Genomic DNA, 16,393 nt, shown 5'->3' with positions numbered 1-16,393 from the left:
CTGCAGTGCCTGGTCTGGCCTCTTCGCGGGCAAGCCTTGCTCCTACATTGGGTTTGCGGCGCACACAAAACCGTAGGAGCAAGGCTTGCCCGCGATGGCGTCAACTCGGTCTCAGAGCTGCCTCTGCAACCCGAACCGCTTCATCAACACCGACTCCAGCAACCCCTTCGGCAACAACGCCGCCAACAGCGGCAACGCCCGGCTGCCGTTACCAATGCGGATCAAGCGCGGCGGGTTGCTCTGCCGCACGGCCTTGAGCAAATCAGCGGCAAACTCAGCAGCCGGCGTCGGCTTGTCCTGCGAAGCCTTGGCCCGCGCGCGAATGCCTTCACGCAACGGAAACCACGGCGATTGCTCATTGATCAATTGCTCGGCCTCATGCCCGGCATTCTTGGCGAAGCTCGACTGAATCGCTCCCGGCTGCACTTCCATCACACGAATGCCGAACGGCGCTAGCTCCATACGCAAGGCATCGGTCAATGCGTGCACCGCCGCTTTCGAGGCGCAGTAGGCACCGGCAAACGGCGTGACCAAAACCCCTGACACGCTGCCAATATTCACCACTAGTCCCTTGCCCCGCCGCAGCACCGGAAACAACGCGCGGGTAACGCCGACTATGGAAAACACATTGGTTTCGAACTGCCGCTGCATCGCCGGCACACCGCCGTCGAGCAACGGCCCCATCGCGCCATAACCGGCGTTGTTGATCAGCACGTCGAGGCCGCCGTGCTGCTGATTGATTCGCTCGCCGAGTTGCGCCAGCGCCGCGCCGTTGTTGACATCCAGTTGCACGGCGGTAAAACCGGCCGCACTCAATGCAGCGACATCGTCAGCCTTGCGCGCACTGGCCCAGACTTCGTAGCCCGCCGTTTTAAACGCATCGGCAAGCGCGCGGCCGATGCCGCTGGAACAACCGGTAATCAACGCAACGGGCATGGCGCATTCCTTGTGCAAAAAGTTGGGAAGGGGGATCAGTCGGAGAAACTACCCTGCAAATGCTCGGCGCGGAACTCCAGAGTTTGCGGGCGATAACCGGGACGCAGTGGCGGCAATGGCAAACAGTCTTCCCACGTCGAACCGGCCTGCAATTCACCGGGGCCACGGTAGCGCGGCGCGGTGTATTGGTTGTCGGCCAGATTGACCGTGTCGCCCGGCGCGTAGGCTGCAATGCGCCAGCGCAGTTCGGTCAGCGGCACGCTGTTGCCGTTGTTCATCTTCAGTTGCAGCGGGCGATCGGCCGGGCATTGCTCCGGCGCGTAGCTGATGCGCAACTCGAGGCGCGCCAGTTGCTTGATCTCGCGGTTGTCTAGCCACACCACCCACATCGCTACCAGACCGAGGCCGATAGCGGCTGCCACTGACACCGGCAAGGCTTTGGCCGGATAGCGCAGCAACAGGATCAGCCAGGTGATGACCAGCAAAATGCCGATGAACATGGGGGAGCGCTCCTTGAGTTCGTGAGCACCATCCTACCGAAGGGCCGGCGCAATGGATATTCGTAGAACAGTCGATTGCGCCGTTGGTCGGGACTGTAATTTCTGACAGTAGGCACGCGGCACTTTGCCTGCTGTGATAACCGCACGCACCAAGGATGTGGTCGAAACCCATGGGCATCCACAGTCATACATCGATGCTTGAGGTGAATGATCCACGCGGACTGCAGATTCGCAACGTGGATTACTGGCGCGACGATGAAAACCGGCCTGCTGAAACGCGTATCCACCGTACGGCCCTCGACGTCGCCGGGCATGCCGTCAAACAATGGGATCCGCGACTGTGGGCGCTGCAAGCAACGGATCCGTTGACGCCGGCCAACCTGACTTCGGTGCATGCATTGAATGGCGAAGTGCTGCGTTCGGACAGCACCGATGCCGGTGTGCATATCAAGCTGCGTGGTCTGGGCAATCAAGTGTTGTCCACTTGGGACAGTCGTGGCACGCGGCACGAGAATGAATACGATCAGCGTCTGCGCCCGACGGCGAAGTTCGAAGAGGCGGTGGCCGAGCCCCGACGCTGTGTCGAACGCTTGGAGTACGGCCGGCCGGGGGAGGGCGATGCGCAATGCAATCAGTTCGGCGAGCTGATCCAGCACTTCGATCCCGCTGGTTGCGTGCTGTTCACACAGTTCGCGATCAGCGGTCAAAGCACTGAAAACACCCGCCACTTCACCCAGGATTCGGTTGCGCCGAACTGGCCACCCTTGCTGGATGATTGTCTGCGATTGCTCGAACCGGGGCCAGGTGCGATCACGCAATGGCGCTTTACCCCACAAGGGACGCTGCACGAACTCATTGATGCCAAGGGTCATCGACAAACGTTCGAGATGGCCGTGGATGGCCGTTTGCGTGGCGCTGCTTTGCAGTTGAAGCATCAATCCAGCACGCAGCTGTTGGTCAGCGATATCCGCTACAACGCTGAAGGCCAGGTTGAATACGAAATGGCGGGCAACGGTGTCAGCACGACGTTGCTTTATCGGCCACAGGACGGTCGACTGCTCGAACGTCTGACCAAGAGCACTGTTGGCCTGGTGTTGCAGCATTGGCTTTATCAATACGACCCGATGGGCAATGTACTGAGCATTGAAGACAAGGCACTCCCCGTGCGCTATTTCGCCAACCAGCGCATCGAGCCGATCAGGCATTTTCGCTACGACAGTCTTTACCAGTTAATCGAAGCCACTGGCTGGGAGTCGCTCGTTACTCAGCGGGGCCCCGGCGCGAGCGGCCAGGCGGATCCGGCAGCGATCGGCAACTATCGGCAGACCTTCCGTTACGACGCCAGCGGTAATCTCCTGCAATTGAGCCATGTCGGCGGACAAGCTCAGGGTCATCAACTCAGCGCCGCTCGCTACAGCAATCGTTGCCTGTCCTGGCGCAACGGCACGGCGCCCACGGAGGCCGACATCGCTGCCGCGTTTGATAACAACGGCAACTTGCTGGCGCTGGAGCCCGGACGAAATCTGCACTGGAACCTGCGCAATCAGCTCAGTCGCGTCACGCCCATTACCCGCGAGAGTGGGCTCGATGATCGCGAATCTTATCTGTATGACGGCGCCGGTTTGCGCGCGCGCAAGATCACTGAATGGCACACCCATGAACGCACAGTGATCGCCGAGACGCGCTATCTGCCCGGGCTGGAACTGCGCAGCCACAGCGGTAACAACCAGCATTTGCAGGTGATCAGCGTGGCGATCGGACTCAACAGCGTGCGCGTTTTGCATCGTGACGGCGGACCGGATCGCTACCGCTATGGCTGCACCGATCACGTCGGTTCCATCGGTCTTGAACTGGATGGCGATGGGCAAATCATCAGCCGCGAAATGTTTTATGCCTTCGGTGCAACGGCGTGGCAGGACGGCGATGTCAGCGACAAAAGCCTCGGTTACTCAGGCAAGGAGCAGGATGCCACCGGCCTGCATTATTTTGGCTTCCGTTATTACGCAGCGTGGCTGCAACGCTGGGTCAGTACCGATCCCGGTGAGGAGGTCGACGGGCCCAATCGCTACCGGGCCATGCGCAACAATCCACTGTTCTATCGCGATCAGGATGGATTGGTTTCATTGCCCACTCAGGCCTCAGGCAGTGCGGCATTGCGAATGCAGGAATCGTCTCGAGGTCTGCCACAAGTGTCATCAGAAACCCGAGAAAGGATTGCTCAGGGCGCGCAAGTGATTGGCAAAACCCTTTCCTATGCCAAGCATCCGCTGATTGGTGTCGTGGGCAGTGTTTTGGAAACCGGCGGGCGCGTGCTCGAAGTCTACGATGCGCAAGCACAGATGCAGAGCCGCCAACGCAGTACCCAGCAGGTGTTGCCAACGAGTGTACCGGTTGCCAGCAGCACCTCATCACTGTTGAGCAAGTTACCGGAGATGGCCGCTTTCACCGGTTTTTACCATCAGATTGGCGAAACAGCCGCACAGTCCTGCGCAGCGCCGAGTGCACTCTCGATGCAGTTGTTCGCCGCCGGATTCGGTTCGGCGACGCCACCGAACATATCGATGGCGCTGATGGCCGAGGATCCTTTGAAGGTGGCCAACAAGCGTGGCAAACGCGCCACGGCTGCAGTGGTTGCTCAGGAGTAAGCGGTGTTATCGCGGAGTGGAAAACGCAGATGAACCTGCACAGCAAAACGCCAAGGTTATTGGTAAACGATCCACGAGGCCTGACGGCTCGTGCAGTCGATTATTGTCGAGCGCAAGCGTCTCTCCCGGCCGAAGCACGCATCCAGCTCACCCTTCACGACGCAAGCGGGCGTGCAACTCAACAGTGGGATCCGCGCTTGTGGCGCACGGGGCAAGCGAATCTGGTAATCGTCCATTCGATATCCAACAAGGTCTTGAGCAGCGTCAGTGTCGATGCCGGATGGCGGGTCAATCTGGCAGGTGACGGCGAACAACTGCTGGAACAATGGGACGGGCGCGGCACTCGGCGGCAGACGCGTTATGACCAGCAATTGCGGCCACTGGAAGTTTTCGAGAACGAAGAAACTGCCGAACAACTCTTCTACGGTGACGAGACAAGCAGCGATCACAACCAGTGCGGGCGATTGATTCGTCATGAGGATTCGGCCGGCGTTTTACTGTTCAACGAGTACGGATTGAACGGTGCGGTCTTGGAGCAGGAACGACGATTAATCCACGATTCACTGACGGGACACGTCACCCGATCACGATTGACGCCATTGGGCGATCTGCAAATCCAGACGGATGCTCAAGCCAACACACAACGTTTCAGCCACACCCGCGACGGCCGCTTGCGTGGCGTGGATTTGCAACTGAGCAACACGGTGCATTGGCTGCCGATGGTCAGCGCCATTACTTACAACGCCGACGGTCAGGTTGAAAAGGAAGTAGCGGGTAACGGCGTAGTCACCGCGCTCGAATACTTTGCTGAGGATGGACGCCTGAAACGCTTGCTGTCGCATCGCGGGCAACACGAATGCCTGCAGGATCTGCGTTACGCTTACGATTCAGTCGGCAATGTGCTGTGCATTGAAGACGCTGCTTTGCCGATTCGCTACTTTGCTAACCAGCGCATTGAGCCGATCAACCGGTATCGCTACGACAGTCTGTCGCAACTGATCGAAGCCACAGGTTGGGAGGCTGGAACGGTGACGCATGGCGACCTGGCCAAACCTTCGAAAATCCTCGTTAACTATCGCCAGACCTATCGTTACGACGAAGCCAACAATCTGCTTGAACTGACCCACTTCGGCGCGCGCAACCCAGGCCATCGACTGGTCGCTGCCAGCCACAGCAATCGTTGCCTGCCTGTACTCGACGGTATGGAACCGGGCGAGGATGACTTTCGCGACGGATTCGACGCCAATGGCAATTTGCTGATGCTGCAACGTGGGGTTTTCCTCAGCTGGAATAGACGCAATCAACTGGATCAAGTGCGTCCAGTTGAGCGAGGTGCAGGCACTGATGACAGCGAACACTATTTATATGGTGCCGACGGCATGCGCGTTCGCAAAATCCGCGTGCTGCAAACCAGCGCACAAGCCAACATCATTGAAACTGTTTACCTGCCTGGCCTGGAAATTCGTACGCACAGTGGCAGCGGTGAAGAACTGCATGTCATTGATATCCGAACCGGGCGCGGGAACGTGCGGGTGTTGCACTGGGAGGCGGGACGGCCATCGTCGATTGCCAATAATCAACAGCGTTACAGCCTGACCGATCATCTGGGCTCTGGCACGCTGGAACTGGATCAGCATGCCAACATTATCACTCGGGAAAATTATTACCCGTTTGGCGGCACGGCATGGTCGGACGGCGAGGCTGTGCAGGTCAGCTACAAAACGCACAGGTACTCGGGTAAAGAGCGGGATGCAACCGGGCTTGATTACTATGGGTTCAGGTATTACGCATCTGAACGGCAGCGATGGTTGAATCCTGATCCGGCAGCAAATATCGATGGGCTGAATATGTATAGGGCGGTAAGAAATAGCCCAATGGTGTTTTCCGACCCCAATGGTTTGTCCCCCCAAGGGTTTATGCCATCCAAAGAAGACGATGCCTTTCTTGATGATTTTTTCTCGGGTTCAAAATTCCAAGACTTTTTGACTTTTCGCAAGGAAATGCGGAAGCACGAGTCAGGGGCGAGGGTATTCGGATTGAGAGTACCCAATCCATTCAAAAAGCTTGATAGCGTGTTCGACTCGCGAGAAAAATTGAAAGCGGCAGATTATCAAATAAAGAACGGACTGCTTTACAGGGCGCACTTGGCTGACAAGGTGGTAATCGAAGGCAACGGCCTGCTCAGGAACCCGGCTAAGTTATCAACGACAGAAAACTATAAAAGCTACATTGCTGATGTCTTCAAACATACAGCAGGAACCGGAAGTGAAGGCGCAATTTTGTCATTGAGCACAAAGCGTGGCGTCGCTAAAAATTTCGCAACTGAGAAGAAGACTTTGGTGACTATCGACGTGAATAAACTAGAGCCTGAACTGGCTGAGCACTTTATGACCGTGCCAAGGCTGATCTTGAATTATGGTGGGATGATGCTTCGGGAAAAGCGGATTGAACATCTGGATTTGATCAAGGCACTGGATCAACTGAATAACAAAGAGCACGAAGTGTTTTTTATGGGCCGGGATAACGATTTGAATACCGGTGAAATACCTCCTCGAGCCATCGCTGCTGTCGCCGTCTACGCTCGCAACGGTGGAAAATCGAAAGCGCAATCGCCAAAAACGGCCTGAAATCCAGGCTAAAAAAAGCCCCCGCCCAACCCGCTGCGGATAGGGAACGCAACGGGCTGGACGAGGGCTTCTTGTTTTGCCGATCAGTTACTGCGCGATGGTCTTCACCGACACGCCGCGTTCGATCGGGGTGGAGCGGCCGTAGATGTCTTCGAAGCGTTCGATATCGTCTTCGCCCAGGTACGAGCCCGACTGGACTTCGATGATTTCCAGCGGGATCTTGCCCGGGTTGCGCAGGCGATGCACCGAGGCGATCGGGATGTAGGTCGACTGGTTTTCGCAGAGCAGGAACACGTTTTCATCGCAGGTCACTTCGGCGGTGCCGCTGACCACGATCCAGTGTTCGGCGCGGTGGTGGTGCATCTGCAGCGACAGGCATGCGCCCGGTTTTACCGAGATGTGCTTGACCTGGAAACGCCCGCCCATGTCCACCGAGTCGTACGAGCCCCACGGACGATAGACTTCGCAGTGGTTCTGGGTTTCGCTGCGACCCTGCTCGTTGAGCGTGTTGACCATTTGCTTGACGCCCTGAACCTTGTCTTTGTGGGCAATCATCATGGCGTCTTTGGTTTCGACCACGACGATGTTTTCCAGACCGATCACCGACACCAGTTTGCCGTTGCCGTGGATCATGCAGTTCTTGCTGTCCTGGATGACCACGTCGCCTTTGGTGACGTTGCCGTTGGCGTCTTTCTCGTTGACTTCCCACAGCGACGACCAGCAACCGACATCGCTCCAGCCGGCGGTCAGCGGCACCACGCAGGCGCGCTGGGTTTTTTCCATGACGGAGTAGTCGATGGAGTTGTCCGGGCAGCAGGCGAAGGTGGCTTCGTCCAGCGTCACGGTGTCGGCATCCTGCTCGCTGCGCTCAAGGGTCAGCAGGCAGGTGTCGTAGATGTCCGGGTCGTGCTTTTTCAGCTCTTCGAGGAAGCGGCTGGCGCGGAACAGGAACATGCCGCTGTTCCAGTAGTAACCGCCGGACTGCACGTACTCGGTAGCGCGTTTGACGTCAGGTTTTTCGACGAAGTGCGAGACGCGGCTGACGCCTTCGGGCAGCAGCGAATCCGCAGTGGATTTGATGTAGCCGTAACCGGTTTCCGGTTTGGTCGCCGGTACGCCGAACAGCACCATTTCGCCGTTTTCAGCGGCGACGGTGGCGAGGGCGAGGGCGCGTTGCAGGGCTTTCTGGTCTTCGAGGACGTGGTCAGCCGGCAGCACCAGCATCAATTCGTCGCGACCTTCATTGACCAGCATCATCGCGGTCAACGCCACGGCCGGCGCGGTGTTGCGGCCGAACGGTTCCATCAGGATGCGCTGGCATTCCAGATTGCGATTGCTCAACTGTTCGTTGACGATGAAGCGGTGATCCTTGTTGCAGACCACGATCGGGGTGTCCATGCCTTCGAACACCAGGCGCTCGAGGGTCTGCTGGAACAGCGTGTGTTCGCCGGTCAGGGCGAGGAATTGCTTAGGGAACTGCTTACGCGAAAGCGGCCAAAGACGTGAACCGCTACCACCTGACAAGATCACCGGAATCATATTGTTTACTCCATAAAATCGATTGGTTAGAGGCACGAACGCTGTGTCGTTTCACTCTTGTTTTTGTTTCGTATCCGAACTGTCGCTGCGATCCCTGTAGGAGCCTGGCTTGCCAGCGAAGGCGATTTCGAGGACGCCTTCGCCGGCAAGCCGTGCTCCTACAAGGGAGCGAGTCAGTTCGGGAAATTTGTTAGCGAGTCGACACCGGGCGTTTTACCCAGACTGGCGACAGGCTGCTGCCGCTGCCGGTGACGTACAGCACCGCCGCTTCACCGCGTTCCAGGGCGACCGGTTTTACGTCGCCGACTTTCTTGTCACCTTCGTACAGCGCCAGGCTGACTTTCACCGGGTTGATTTCACGTTCGCCACGGCCCTTGGCGGCCACGTTCGGCACCACGTCGGTCTTGCCGTCGGCGGTCTTCAGGGTCAGCGGCTTGTCGCTGAGGTTCTGCACGCGTACCAGGGATTTCTGCTTGTTCTTGAACGGCGGCTCTTCGATCAGTTGCGGCGCGCCGGAAGCGTTGTTGACCAGGGTGTAGTAGTGGTCACCGGCGAGTTTCACCGGCAGGGTCTGGCTGCCGACTTTGGCGCTGTAATCACCGCCCGGCATGAAGCTGAAGTCGCTGCTGGCCAGTGGCGCAACGTCGCTCAGGTTGGTGCTGCCGACGGTGGCGCTGACTTCAGCGTTGCTGGCGTTGTAGACACGCACGAAGGACGAGCCTTTCGGTGCAGTCGGGCCATAAAGTGCGGCGTCACCACCGGCGAAAGCTTGAACCGACAACACGCTCAGACCTGCAACCAGTGCAATGCGTTTTGCGAGACGACGAGGAGTAGTAGTGAAAGTCATGGTGTACCTCTCTTTCAGTTTTGCGCCCGATCGGGCGTCTCGGATTTAGTGTTGATTGCTACGTTTTGTTGGCGCGCGCCGGCTTGTTTAAGCTCTGCGACCCACTGCGGGTCGGCGTCGCCGATTTCGTTGTTCACAGGCAGATATCGTTCAGGAAACTCCCAGATCAGCACCTGTGGCGGGCTGTTCTTGAAGTCATCGCTTTTCAGGTAGCTGAGCATCGGCAGGATCGGGCCGTGGCCGTCTTCGGCGTAGCTCACCACGTCGCTGTGCAGCGCTTGTTTCAGGGCACCGACGAAGTTCCAGTTGGGGTTGGCGCTGTAGCTGGTGCCGACCAGTGCCACCGGCACTTCATTGCTGGCGAACAGCGCGTCGTCACCGGCAGGCTGATCACCGGCCGCGACGGTGTTGCGCTTTTGCAGCGGCTCTTGCGCCGGCATCAGGTTTTCAAACAGCGGATCGAGCGGCAGGAACAAGCGCAGATCGCCCTTGTGCGTGACCTTCTCCGCTGGCGTGGTGACGAAGCGTTGCGGCTCGCCGCTGAGCGGGAACTTGTCGGCGATGGTTTTCGCCAAAGTGTTTGCTGCAACCTCGGCACCCTCAGGCGTCCAGTGCGTATCGGTGCGCAGGAACACTTGCTGACCACTTTGCTTGGCCTGCTGGAACTGCATGAGCAGGTCAGGGGCGAGGATCTTGTCGGCGGCTACACGAGCATGGAAATCCTGATAGAGATTTTCGTGAATGCTTGCCGGTTTCACTTCACCCAGATGCTCCGGGTACAGACGAACCTTGGCCGGCACGATTGCCATCACCAGTTTCACGCCTTTCTCTTTGAGGGTCTGGCGCACGCCTTCGACCAGCGCGTAGTTGCCTTGCAGGTTCAGCTCTTCGTTGACGATCGGGTTGAATTCTTCATCGCTGTACAACCACTGATCGCGGCCGAGCACCACGCCCGGACGACCTTCGTTGAACAGTTTGAAATCCAGCGCGGCCCAGAGGTTGGTGCCCAGACGCTTGATCGGGAATTCATCGTCGTAGTGCGTTTCCACAGCCTTGGTCCATCGACCGTTGAGCACCGTCGCATCGGCATTGGTGCTGAAGCCGAAGAAGCTGCGAACCGACCACAGACCCAAGACCAACAGGGTCACCAGGAACAGGGCGATGTAGAAGATGCGTAATGAGCGGGTCATGTCAGATCCCTCAGAACTGGAAGTAAAGGAACGGCGAGAAGCTTTGCGCCGAGAGTTTGAGAATCGAGGCGATGAACAGCAGCAGGATCAGACCGCGCATCACATAGCGCGACCAGTCCGCGCTCCAGTAGGCCGGTTGCACCTGGGCTTCGACGCCGACGGTGTAGCCAGGCTCGTGGATGCTCGCCGGGTTTTCGCCTGGTGCGGCTTTGATCATTCCCGGAGTCGCCGTGGCAGGGCCGTTGGCCTCGACGCTGACTTCAGGTTTGCTCTTGGCCGGCGGCTGGTTGGTGTACAGATCACGCAGGCCGAAGAAGGCCAGCGTCACGTACGCCACAACCAAAGTTGCCACTTGCAGACCGGTGAGGCTGGCCTGATTGAGTTCGGACAACGACCAGTCGCCAAAGCTGAACATTGCGCCGTACATACGGCCGGCGACATGCAGGTTCTCGGCGCGGAAGATCACCCAGCCCATCACCACGAGCAGGAAGGTCAGCGCCCAGCGGATCGGGTTGAGGCTGCGTGGCGAAGTGTTCAGGCCCAGCGCTTTTTCAATCGCCAGCCACATGCCGTGCCAGGCGCCCCAGACGATGTAGGTGATGTTCGCGCCGTGCCACAGACCACCAAGAAGCATGGTCAGGAACAGGTTGCGATAGGTCATCAGCGTGCCTTTACGGTTACCGCCGAGGGTGATGTACAGGTAGTCACGCAGCCAGGTCGACAGGCTGATGTGCCAGCGACGCCAGAACTCGGTAATCGACTGGCTGATGTACGGCTGTTTGAAGTTTTCCATGAAGCGGAAACCCATCATCAAGCCCAGACCAATCGCCATGTCGCTGTAACCGGAGAAGTCGAAATACAGCTGCGCGGTGTAGGCCAGTGCGCCGAGCCAGGCATCGCCGGTGGTCGGGTTTTGCAGGGCGAAACAATGGTCGGCGACCACCGCGAGGGTGTCGGCGATGAAGACCTTCTTGATGAAACCCTGCATGAACCGCGTGCAGCCCTCGGAGAATTTATCGAGGGTGTGCGTGCGGTTGTTGAACTGGTCGGCGAGGTCGCGGAAACGCAACACCGGGCCGGCGATCAAGTGCGGGAAGATCGCTACGAAGGCGGCGAAGTCGATCAGGTTGCGCGTGGCCGGGGTGTCGCCGCGATACACGTCGATGATGTAGCTGATCGATTCGAAGATGTAGAACGAAATCCCAATCGGCAGCAGCACGTGGGTGAGGATGAACGGCGACAGACCGACCGACGTCATCATCGCGTTGATGCTGTCGACGCCGAAGTTGGCGTACTTGAAGTAGCCGAGGATGCACAAATCGACTGCGACACCGAGCAACAGCCAGCGCTGCGCCGGTTTGGTTCTGACACCGGCGGCACCGACTTTGAGGCCGATCCAGTAGTTCCACAATGTGACGGCGGCGAACAGCGCGAGGAAGTCCACACGCCACCAGGCATAGAACACGTAGCTGGCGATCAGCAGCAGCAAATTGCGATAGCGTTGCCCGCTCAAGTAGTACAAGCCGAGAAAGATCGGCAAGAACAGAAACAGGAACACGTTGGATGAAAATACCATCCCGATCTCTCCATGTTTGAACCAACAGTCAAGGGCCAAAGCCCCCCCAAACCCCCCGTGGTAGTGGAGGGGTGACACAGTGCTTGCTTGAGGTCGGAGCTGGCCGTCAGACCGCGCCCCTCACCCCCCGCCCTCTCCCGGAGGGAGAGGGAGCCTGATCTCCATGGTTTTCAGAAATGGAGATCGACTCGGTATTTCTGTGCAGCCTGATCTCGGTTGTTTTTCAACACCTGAGATCGATTCGATGTATCAGGTCGGCGGATTTCTCAAAAACACCTCGGTCAGTCCCCTCTCCCTCCGGGAGAGGGTTAGGGTGAGGGGCTTTCGCTTTTCGCCTTTCAAGAACCTTTGTTGCCCTTTTCATGGGACGGGTCGTAGACCTTGGTCAGGTCGCCGCCGAGGCGGAAGGTCTTGAACGGCTGCATGCCGCGCTTCTTCTCGATGACATCCGGCGCACAGGTGTAGAGCGTGCAGAACGGTTCGAGCCAGGCGAATTTCATGTCCTCTTTCAAGTCGGTCATGTCCTGCTCTTTGCCGTTCTTCTTCTCGAATTCATCCGGATCTTTCACCCCCGACAACACCCGATCACCGAGACGCTTCAGCGCACCGTTGTTTTCCTGGCGCAAATCGACCCCGTTGACCTGAGCGAAACTGGCGATCATCGCCAGCGGCGGCAGGGCGTAGTTGTGATAGGCGAGGGCGCGTTGCTGGCGCTTGAGTTCGTTCGGCAGGTAACCGTCGGCATCGACCTGATTGGCGCCGACCTTGTATTCCTTCACCGCCCAGTCAAACAGGTCGCGGCGGTTGGTCGCGACCGAGGTCGCCATCACCGACCATGCGGCCCAGTACGAGTGATTGTTGGTTTTTTCCAGCGGCAGGTTGTCCCAATCGCTGACCACCTGATCGGCCATTTTGCTGAACCACGCTTCGATCACCTGCGCTTCCTGCTGATGCTGCGCCAGCGGATGCGAGTCGGAGAATTTCAGGCGAATGTATGAAGAGGCCATGCTGCCCAACGCCCATTTGCGCATCGACTTGCCGGTGTGGTTGAAGTCTTTCGACATCAACGCGTCGGCCTTGGCCCACGCGGTCAGCCAGTTCAGCGTGCAGTCGAGCTGTTCCGGACGACCGTCGCGCATGAACTGCATCACCCGTTTGGCGGTGCCGCGTTCCAGCGTGGTGATGTCTTTGGTGGTGTCGCGAAAAGCTTTTTCCGACTGCACATTCAGCGTCGAACGGGCCTTGTCCGAGCCTTCGTATTTGCTGCGAAATTGCAGCGGCCCGGTGTACGGCGTCGGCATGGCGTCGCAGCCTTCGCTGTTGTCGCCGGTCTTGAATTTATCCACAGGCGCGAAATAGCCCTGCGGTGGACGCAGTGGCGCGGCGGCCTGAGTCGCCCCGGCGAACATCGCCAGGCTCAGCAGCGTCGGTGCCAACAGATTTTTGAGTTTCGGATTTCGCATAGCAGACCTCATTGCCCGACCTGAGCGGTTTGTTGCCCAGCGCCCGGGAATACGTTGCGTTTGCAGATTTTCGCTTCGACTTTTTGTGGCGCGGTGCCCGCTTCCGGGCCCTGAACTTCGACCGCCAGCAGGTTCTGCGTGGCCCAGTCTTCGTCCGTGCGCAACTCAAAGGCGAAACGACCGTCGGTGTCGGAGGTTTCCGGTTTCTCGATCTTGATGTCCTCGTGGCGACCGTTCATGTACCAGAGGGTGGCTTGCAGGGTTTTCACCGAAGGGTCGGCGAAGCGGATGTCGACCTGATGGCTGCTGTTTTGCAGGTTCAGGTTCTTGCTGTTGACCAGCAGTTCTTGTTTGCCGCCCGGCTTGAGCGTGGTGCTCGCGGACATCTGTGCGTCTTTGCCTTCGCAGCCGTTGTCGAGCAGGGACATCATCTGGCGATAGATGGTCTCCTGATCGAGGCGATACAGCGGCGAGAATTCCCAGATGAGAATTTTCGGCGGGGTCTTCTGAAATTCGTCGCTGCCGAGGTACTGCAGCATCGAACCTTCCAGACCACCGCCGGGGAACGCGACGTTGAGAATGTCGGCGCCGATGGCTTCTTCGAGGAAGCCGGCGAAGTTGTAGTTCTTGCCGCTGTGCGACGTACCGACGAGGGTGATTTGCGGGTTGCCGGAATCACCGAACAGGTCGCCGTCGCCAGCCTCGCCCTTAGGCTCGGTGGTGAATTGATCCATGTACTGGATCGCGTAACTGGTGCCGCACAGTTGCCCGGCCATGTTGTGCAGGGTGCCGGTTTTGCCCATGCGTCCGGAGCGTTTGGTTTCGAATTCACGCTTGGGCACGTCGGCGAAGGCCGGGATCTGCTTGACCTTCTCGGCGACGATTTTCGCCGTGCGCTGTGCACCGTATGGCGTCCAGTGTTGGTCGCCGCGGAAGTAGAAATCGTGGGCGGGCAGGGTGTCGGGCAGCGATTCGTTGGTCAGCGGCGACAGGTCCGGTACGACGTAACCCATCTTGGCGAAACGGCCGAGCATGGTCTTGTAGTTGCCCAGCGCTTTCTCGTAATCGAACGCGGCTTTTTCCTGCGGGTTGAGCTTGTTGCGGTTCACCAGGCCACGGGTTGGCTGATAAACAATCACCAGCTCGACGCCTTTGGCCTTGAACGCATCGTGCAGCTGTTGCAGGCGTTTGTAGCCGGCCGGGGTGGTGTTGAACTCGGTGCGCAAATCTTCCTGAGTGCGGAACAGCCAGTCGCCTTGCGCCTGCACCAGCGTGGTGAAGTTCTGCTGATAACGCGTGGTGTAGTTCTTCGCGTCATGGGCGGCCGGGCACAGGTTGCAGCACGGTTCGGCGCTGAACTTTGGCGGCGTGGCGGCGGCGCCTTCATCGGCGCGGGCGCCGTTGCTGGCCGCGAGAATGCCCACGGTCAGGGCCGACAGGCTGAGTAATTTGATCAAGTGTGGGTGCATAAAATTATCCTCAGTCCTGCATTTCGGTCTGGCGTTCGACAGGGTCGATCAGCACGGCTTTCTGCTGGCGCACCAGCAGGTCGAGAATTTCATCCTGGCGCTCGCCGAGGATGCCGTTGAAGCTGATGCCGCTGGATTTGGTCGGCGCCAGCATCGACACGCGATACAGCTCGACACTCAAAGGCGAATCGATCGACAGCGGGCCGCTGCCGTTGGCCGCCAGCTCACCGCCGACGACGATCAGCGACACCTGCGCATCGAACGGGTCGAGCTTGATGTCACGGTCGGTGTCGCTCAGGTCCTTGATGTGGCCGTAAACGCCGGTCAGGCCGTTGGCCATGGCGACGTTTTCGTAAAGGCGGATGTTCACGCTGTTACGAATGCGGATGCCGTGGCGTTTGTTGCTGATGACCTTGTTGCCCCACAGCAGATTGTCGGCGGACTCGTAGAGCGTGATGCCGTCGGTGTGGTTCTTGTAGATCTCGTTGTAGGCAATGATGTTGTTGACGCTGTTACGGTCGATCACCAGGCCCGAGAGGTGGTTGTCGAAGCTCTTGTTGTTGAAGATGAAGCTGTCGTTGACCTCACGGGAAATAATGATCCCGTGCTTCTTCTTCGTGCCGTGCACAGTGTTCTCGGCAATGATCAGGCCGTGGGAACGGTCGTGCGGGTCGATGCCGTAAACGATGTTGTCTTTGTAGGTGTTGCCCTTGACCACGAAGTCGCGGGTCTCGTAGCAGTAGAAGCCGTACCACATGTCGGAGAACTCGGAGCCGACGATCCAGCCGGTCGGCTCAGGGCGCTTGAGCACCTTGGCCATGTTCGGCGTGTACTGGGAAATACTCACGCCGTACGACTTACTGTTGGCGTAGCCGAAGCTGGCCATCTTGCTGTTGACGATGTAGGTCTCGGTGCCGCCCCAGGCCAGCAGGAACGGACGGAATTCTTTCGGCGAACGGAAGGTCGCCGGGCCGTTGTCCTTCTCGCGCCAGCCAGTGATCTTGGTGTCACGCACGAAGAGCTGACCGTCGTTGACCAGGAACGAACCGGCCTCTTGCGACAGGCGCAATTCCTGGGTCTGGCCATCGATTTCGAGGATGCCTTTACGGCCAACCACGATCGGCAGCTTCGACAGGTACACGCCCGGCGAGGTTTCGCTGAAATACTGTTTTGGCAGTTTCTGCGCCAGATCCTTGAGGTTGATGTAGCCGTCGTCGACGAAGATCGCCTGCGGGATGCCGTGCTGACGCACCACCCATTCGGCCATCTTGTTGTCGCCGCCGATGAAGTCCTTCAGGGCGTCTTCCTGCATCATCCGGCGCACGCTGATCTTGCCCGGTTTGCTGCGGACGATTTTCGCCGCAGCGGCTTCGGCGGTGAAGCCGGACAGGTCAGGCAGTTTTGGCGCGGCCAGATTCAGCGCGTCGGTGGGCGCGCTGCTGACGGTGTAGGTCTTGGCCTGTTGCAGTTCTTTGGCCACGGTGGCCGGCTTGGCCGGTTGCGGCGCCGTCGGCTCCACATTGGCGAAGGCGCCGGCGCTGGCCAGCAGCATCGCGCCGGCCAGCAGGCTGAGTGAGCCTATCCTGGTGCTGATCATGTCG

General features: G+C 58.7%; 11 protein-coding genes. 2 read left to right on the top strand and 9 right to left on the bottom strand.

The genetic code is table 11. The features are described 5' to 3' along the window. Positions 1-111: 111 nt before the first annotated feature. Both QMX93_RS17280 and QMX93_RS17275 read right to left on the bottom strand, forming a co-directional pair. Positions 112-936 carry an SDR family oxidoreductase gene (locus QMX93_RS17280; protein ID WP_282357303.1) on the bottom strand — a complete coding sequence of 275 codons (825 nt, stop codon included), beginning with the start codon at positions 934-936 and terminating at the stop codon, positions 112-114. Between the two features lie 35 nt (positions 937-971). Continuing rightward, positions 972-1,436, bottom strand: a complete 465-nt coding sequence (locus tag QMX93_RS17275) for a hypothetical protein (protein WP_053117285.1) — start codon at positions 1,434-1,436, stop codon at positions 972-974. 155 nt (positions 1,437-1,591) lie between these two features. Between QMX93_RS17275 and QMX93_RS17270 the strand changes: the two genes are divergently transcribed. Together QMX93_RS17270 and QMX93_RS17265 are read left to right on the top strand one after the other, a co-directional pair. Next, a complete protein-coding gene (locus tag QMX93_RS17270) occupies positions 1,592-4,081 on the top strand; it encodes an RHS repeat-associated core domain-containing protein (RefSeq protein ID WP_282357302.1) in 2,490 nt (829 codons plus the stop codon). Positions 4,082-4,110: 29 nt separating this feature from the next. Beyond that, positions 4,111-6,708, top strand: a complete 2,598-nt coding sequence (locus QMX93_RS17265; protein ID WP_282357300.1) for an RHS repeat-associated core domain-containing protein — start codon at positions 4,111-4,113, stop codon at positions 6,706-6,708. 87 nt (positions 6,709-6,795) lie between these two features. Here QMX93_RS17265 and QMX93_RS17260 read toward each other — a convergent pair whose 3' ends face one another. From QMX93_RS17260 to algG, 7 genes are all read right to left on the bottom strand, one after another. Next, entirely contained in the window at positions 6,796-8,247 is a 1,452-nt protein-coding gene (locus tag QMX93_RS17260) for a mannose-1-phosphate guanylyltransferase/mannose-6-phosphate isomerase (protein WP_159812211.1), read from the bottom strand. Between the two features lie 190 nt (positions 8,248-8,437). Next, on the bottom strand, positions 8,438-9,094 hold the full coding sequence (locus QMX93_RS17255; protein ID WP_105705573.1) for an alginate O-acetyltransferase AlgF: 657 nt from the start codon (positions 9,092-9,094) through the stop codon (positions 8,438-8,440). 14 nt (positions 9,095-9,108) lie between these two features. Then, the gene (locus QMX93_RS17250) at positions 9,109-10,284 is read right to left on the bottom strand and encodes an alginate O-acetyltransferase (protein ID WP_282357295.1); all 1,176 of its coding nucleotides are present in this window, start codon (positions 10,282-10,284) and stop codon (positions 9,109-9,111) included. A gap of 10 nt (positions 10,285-10,294) precedes the next feature. Then, a complete protein-coding gene (locus tag QMX93_RS17245; protein WP_282357294.1) occupies positions 10,295-11,860 on the bottom strand; it encodes an MBOAT family protein in 1,566 nt (521 codons plus the stop codon). A gap of 338 nt (positions 11,861-12,198) precedes the next feature. Further along, on the bottom strand, positions 12,199-13,323 hold the full coding sequence (locus QMX93_RS17240) for a mannuronate-specific alginate lyase (protein WP_053117295.1): 1,125 nt from the start codon (positions 13,321-13,323) through the stop codon (positions 12,199-12,201). Positions 13,324-13,331: 8 nt separating this feature from the next. After that, positions 13,332-14,792 carry an alginate O-acetyltransferase gene (locus QMX93_RS17235; protein WP_053117297.1) on the bottom strand — a complete coding sequence of 487 codons (1,461 nt, stop codon included), beginning with the start codon at positions 14,790-14,792 and terminating at the stop codon, positions 13,332-13,334. 10 nt (positions 14,793-14,802) lie between these two features. After that, positions 14,803-16,389 (bottom strand): mannuronan 5-epimerase AlgG, encoded by a 1,587-nt coding sequence (gene algG, locus QMX93_RS17230; RefSeq protein WP_282357291.1) that lies wholly within the window; start codon positions 16,387-16,389, stop codon positions 14,803-14,805. Positions 16,390-16,393: the final 4 nt, after the last annotated feature.

The sequence above is a fragment of the Pseudomonas sp. PS01303 genome (assembly GCF_029959385.1).
GTDB classification, from domain to species: domain Bacteria; phylum Pseudomonadota; class Gammaproteobacteria; order Pseudomonadales; family Pseudomonadaceae; genus Aquipseudomonas; species Aquipseudomonas rustica.
This window is presented reverse-complemented; position numbering and strand designations above follow the sequence as displayed.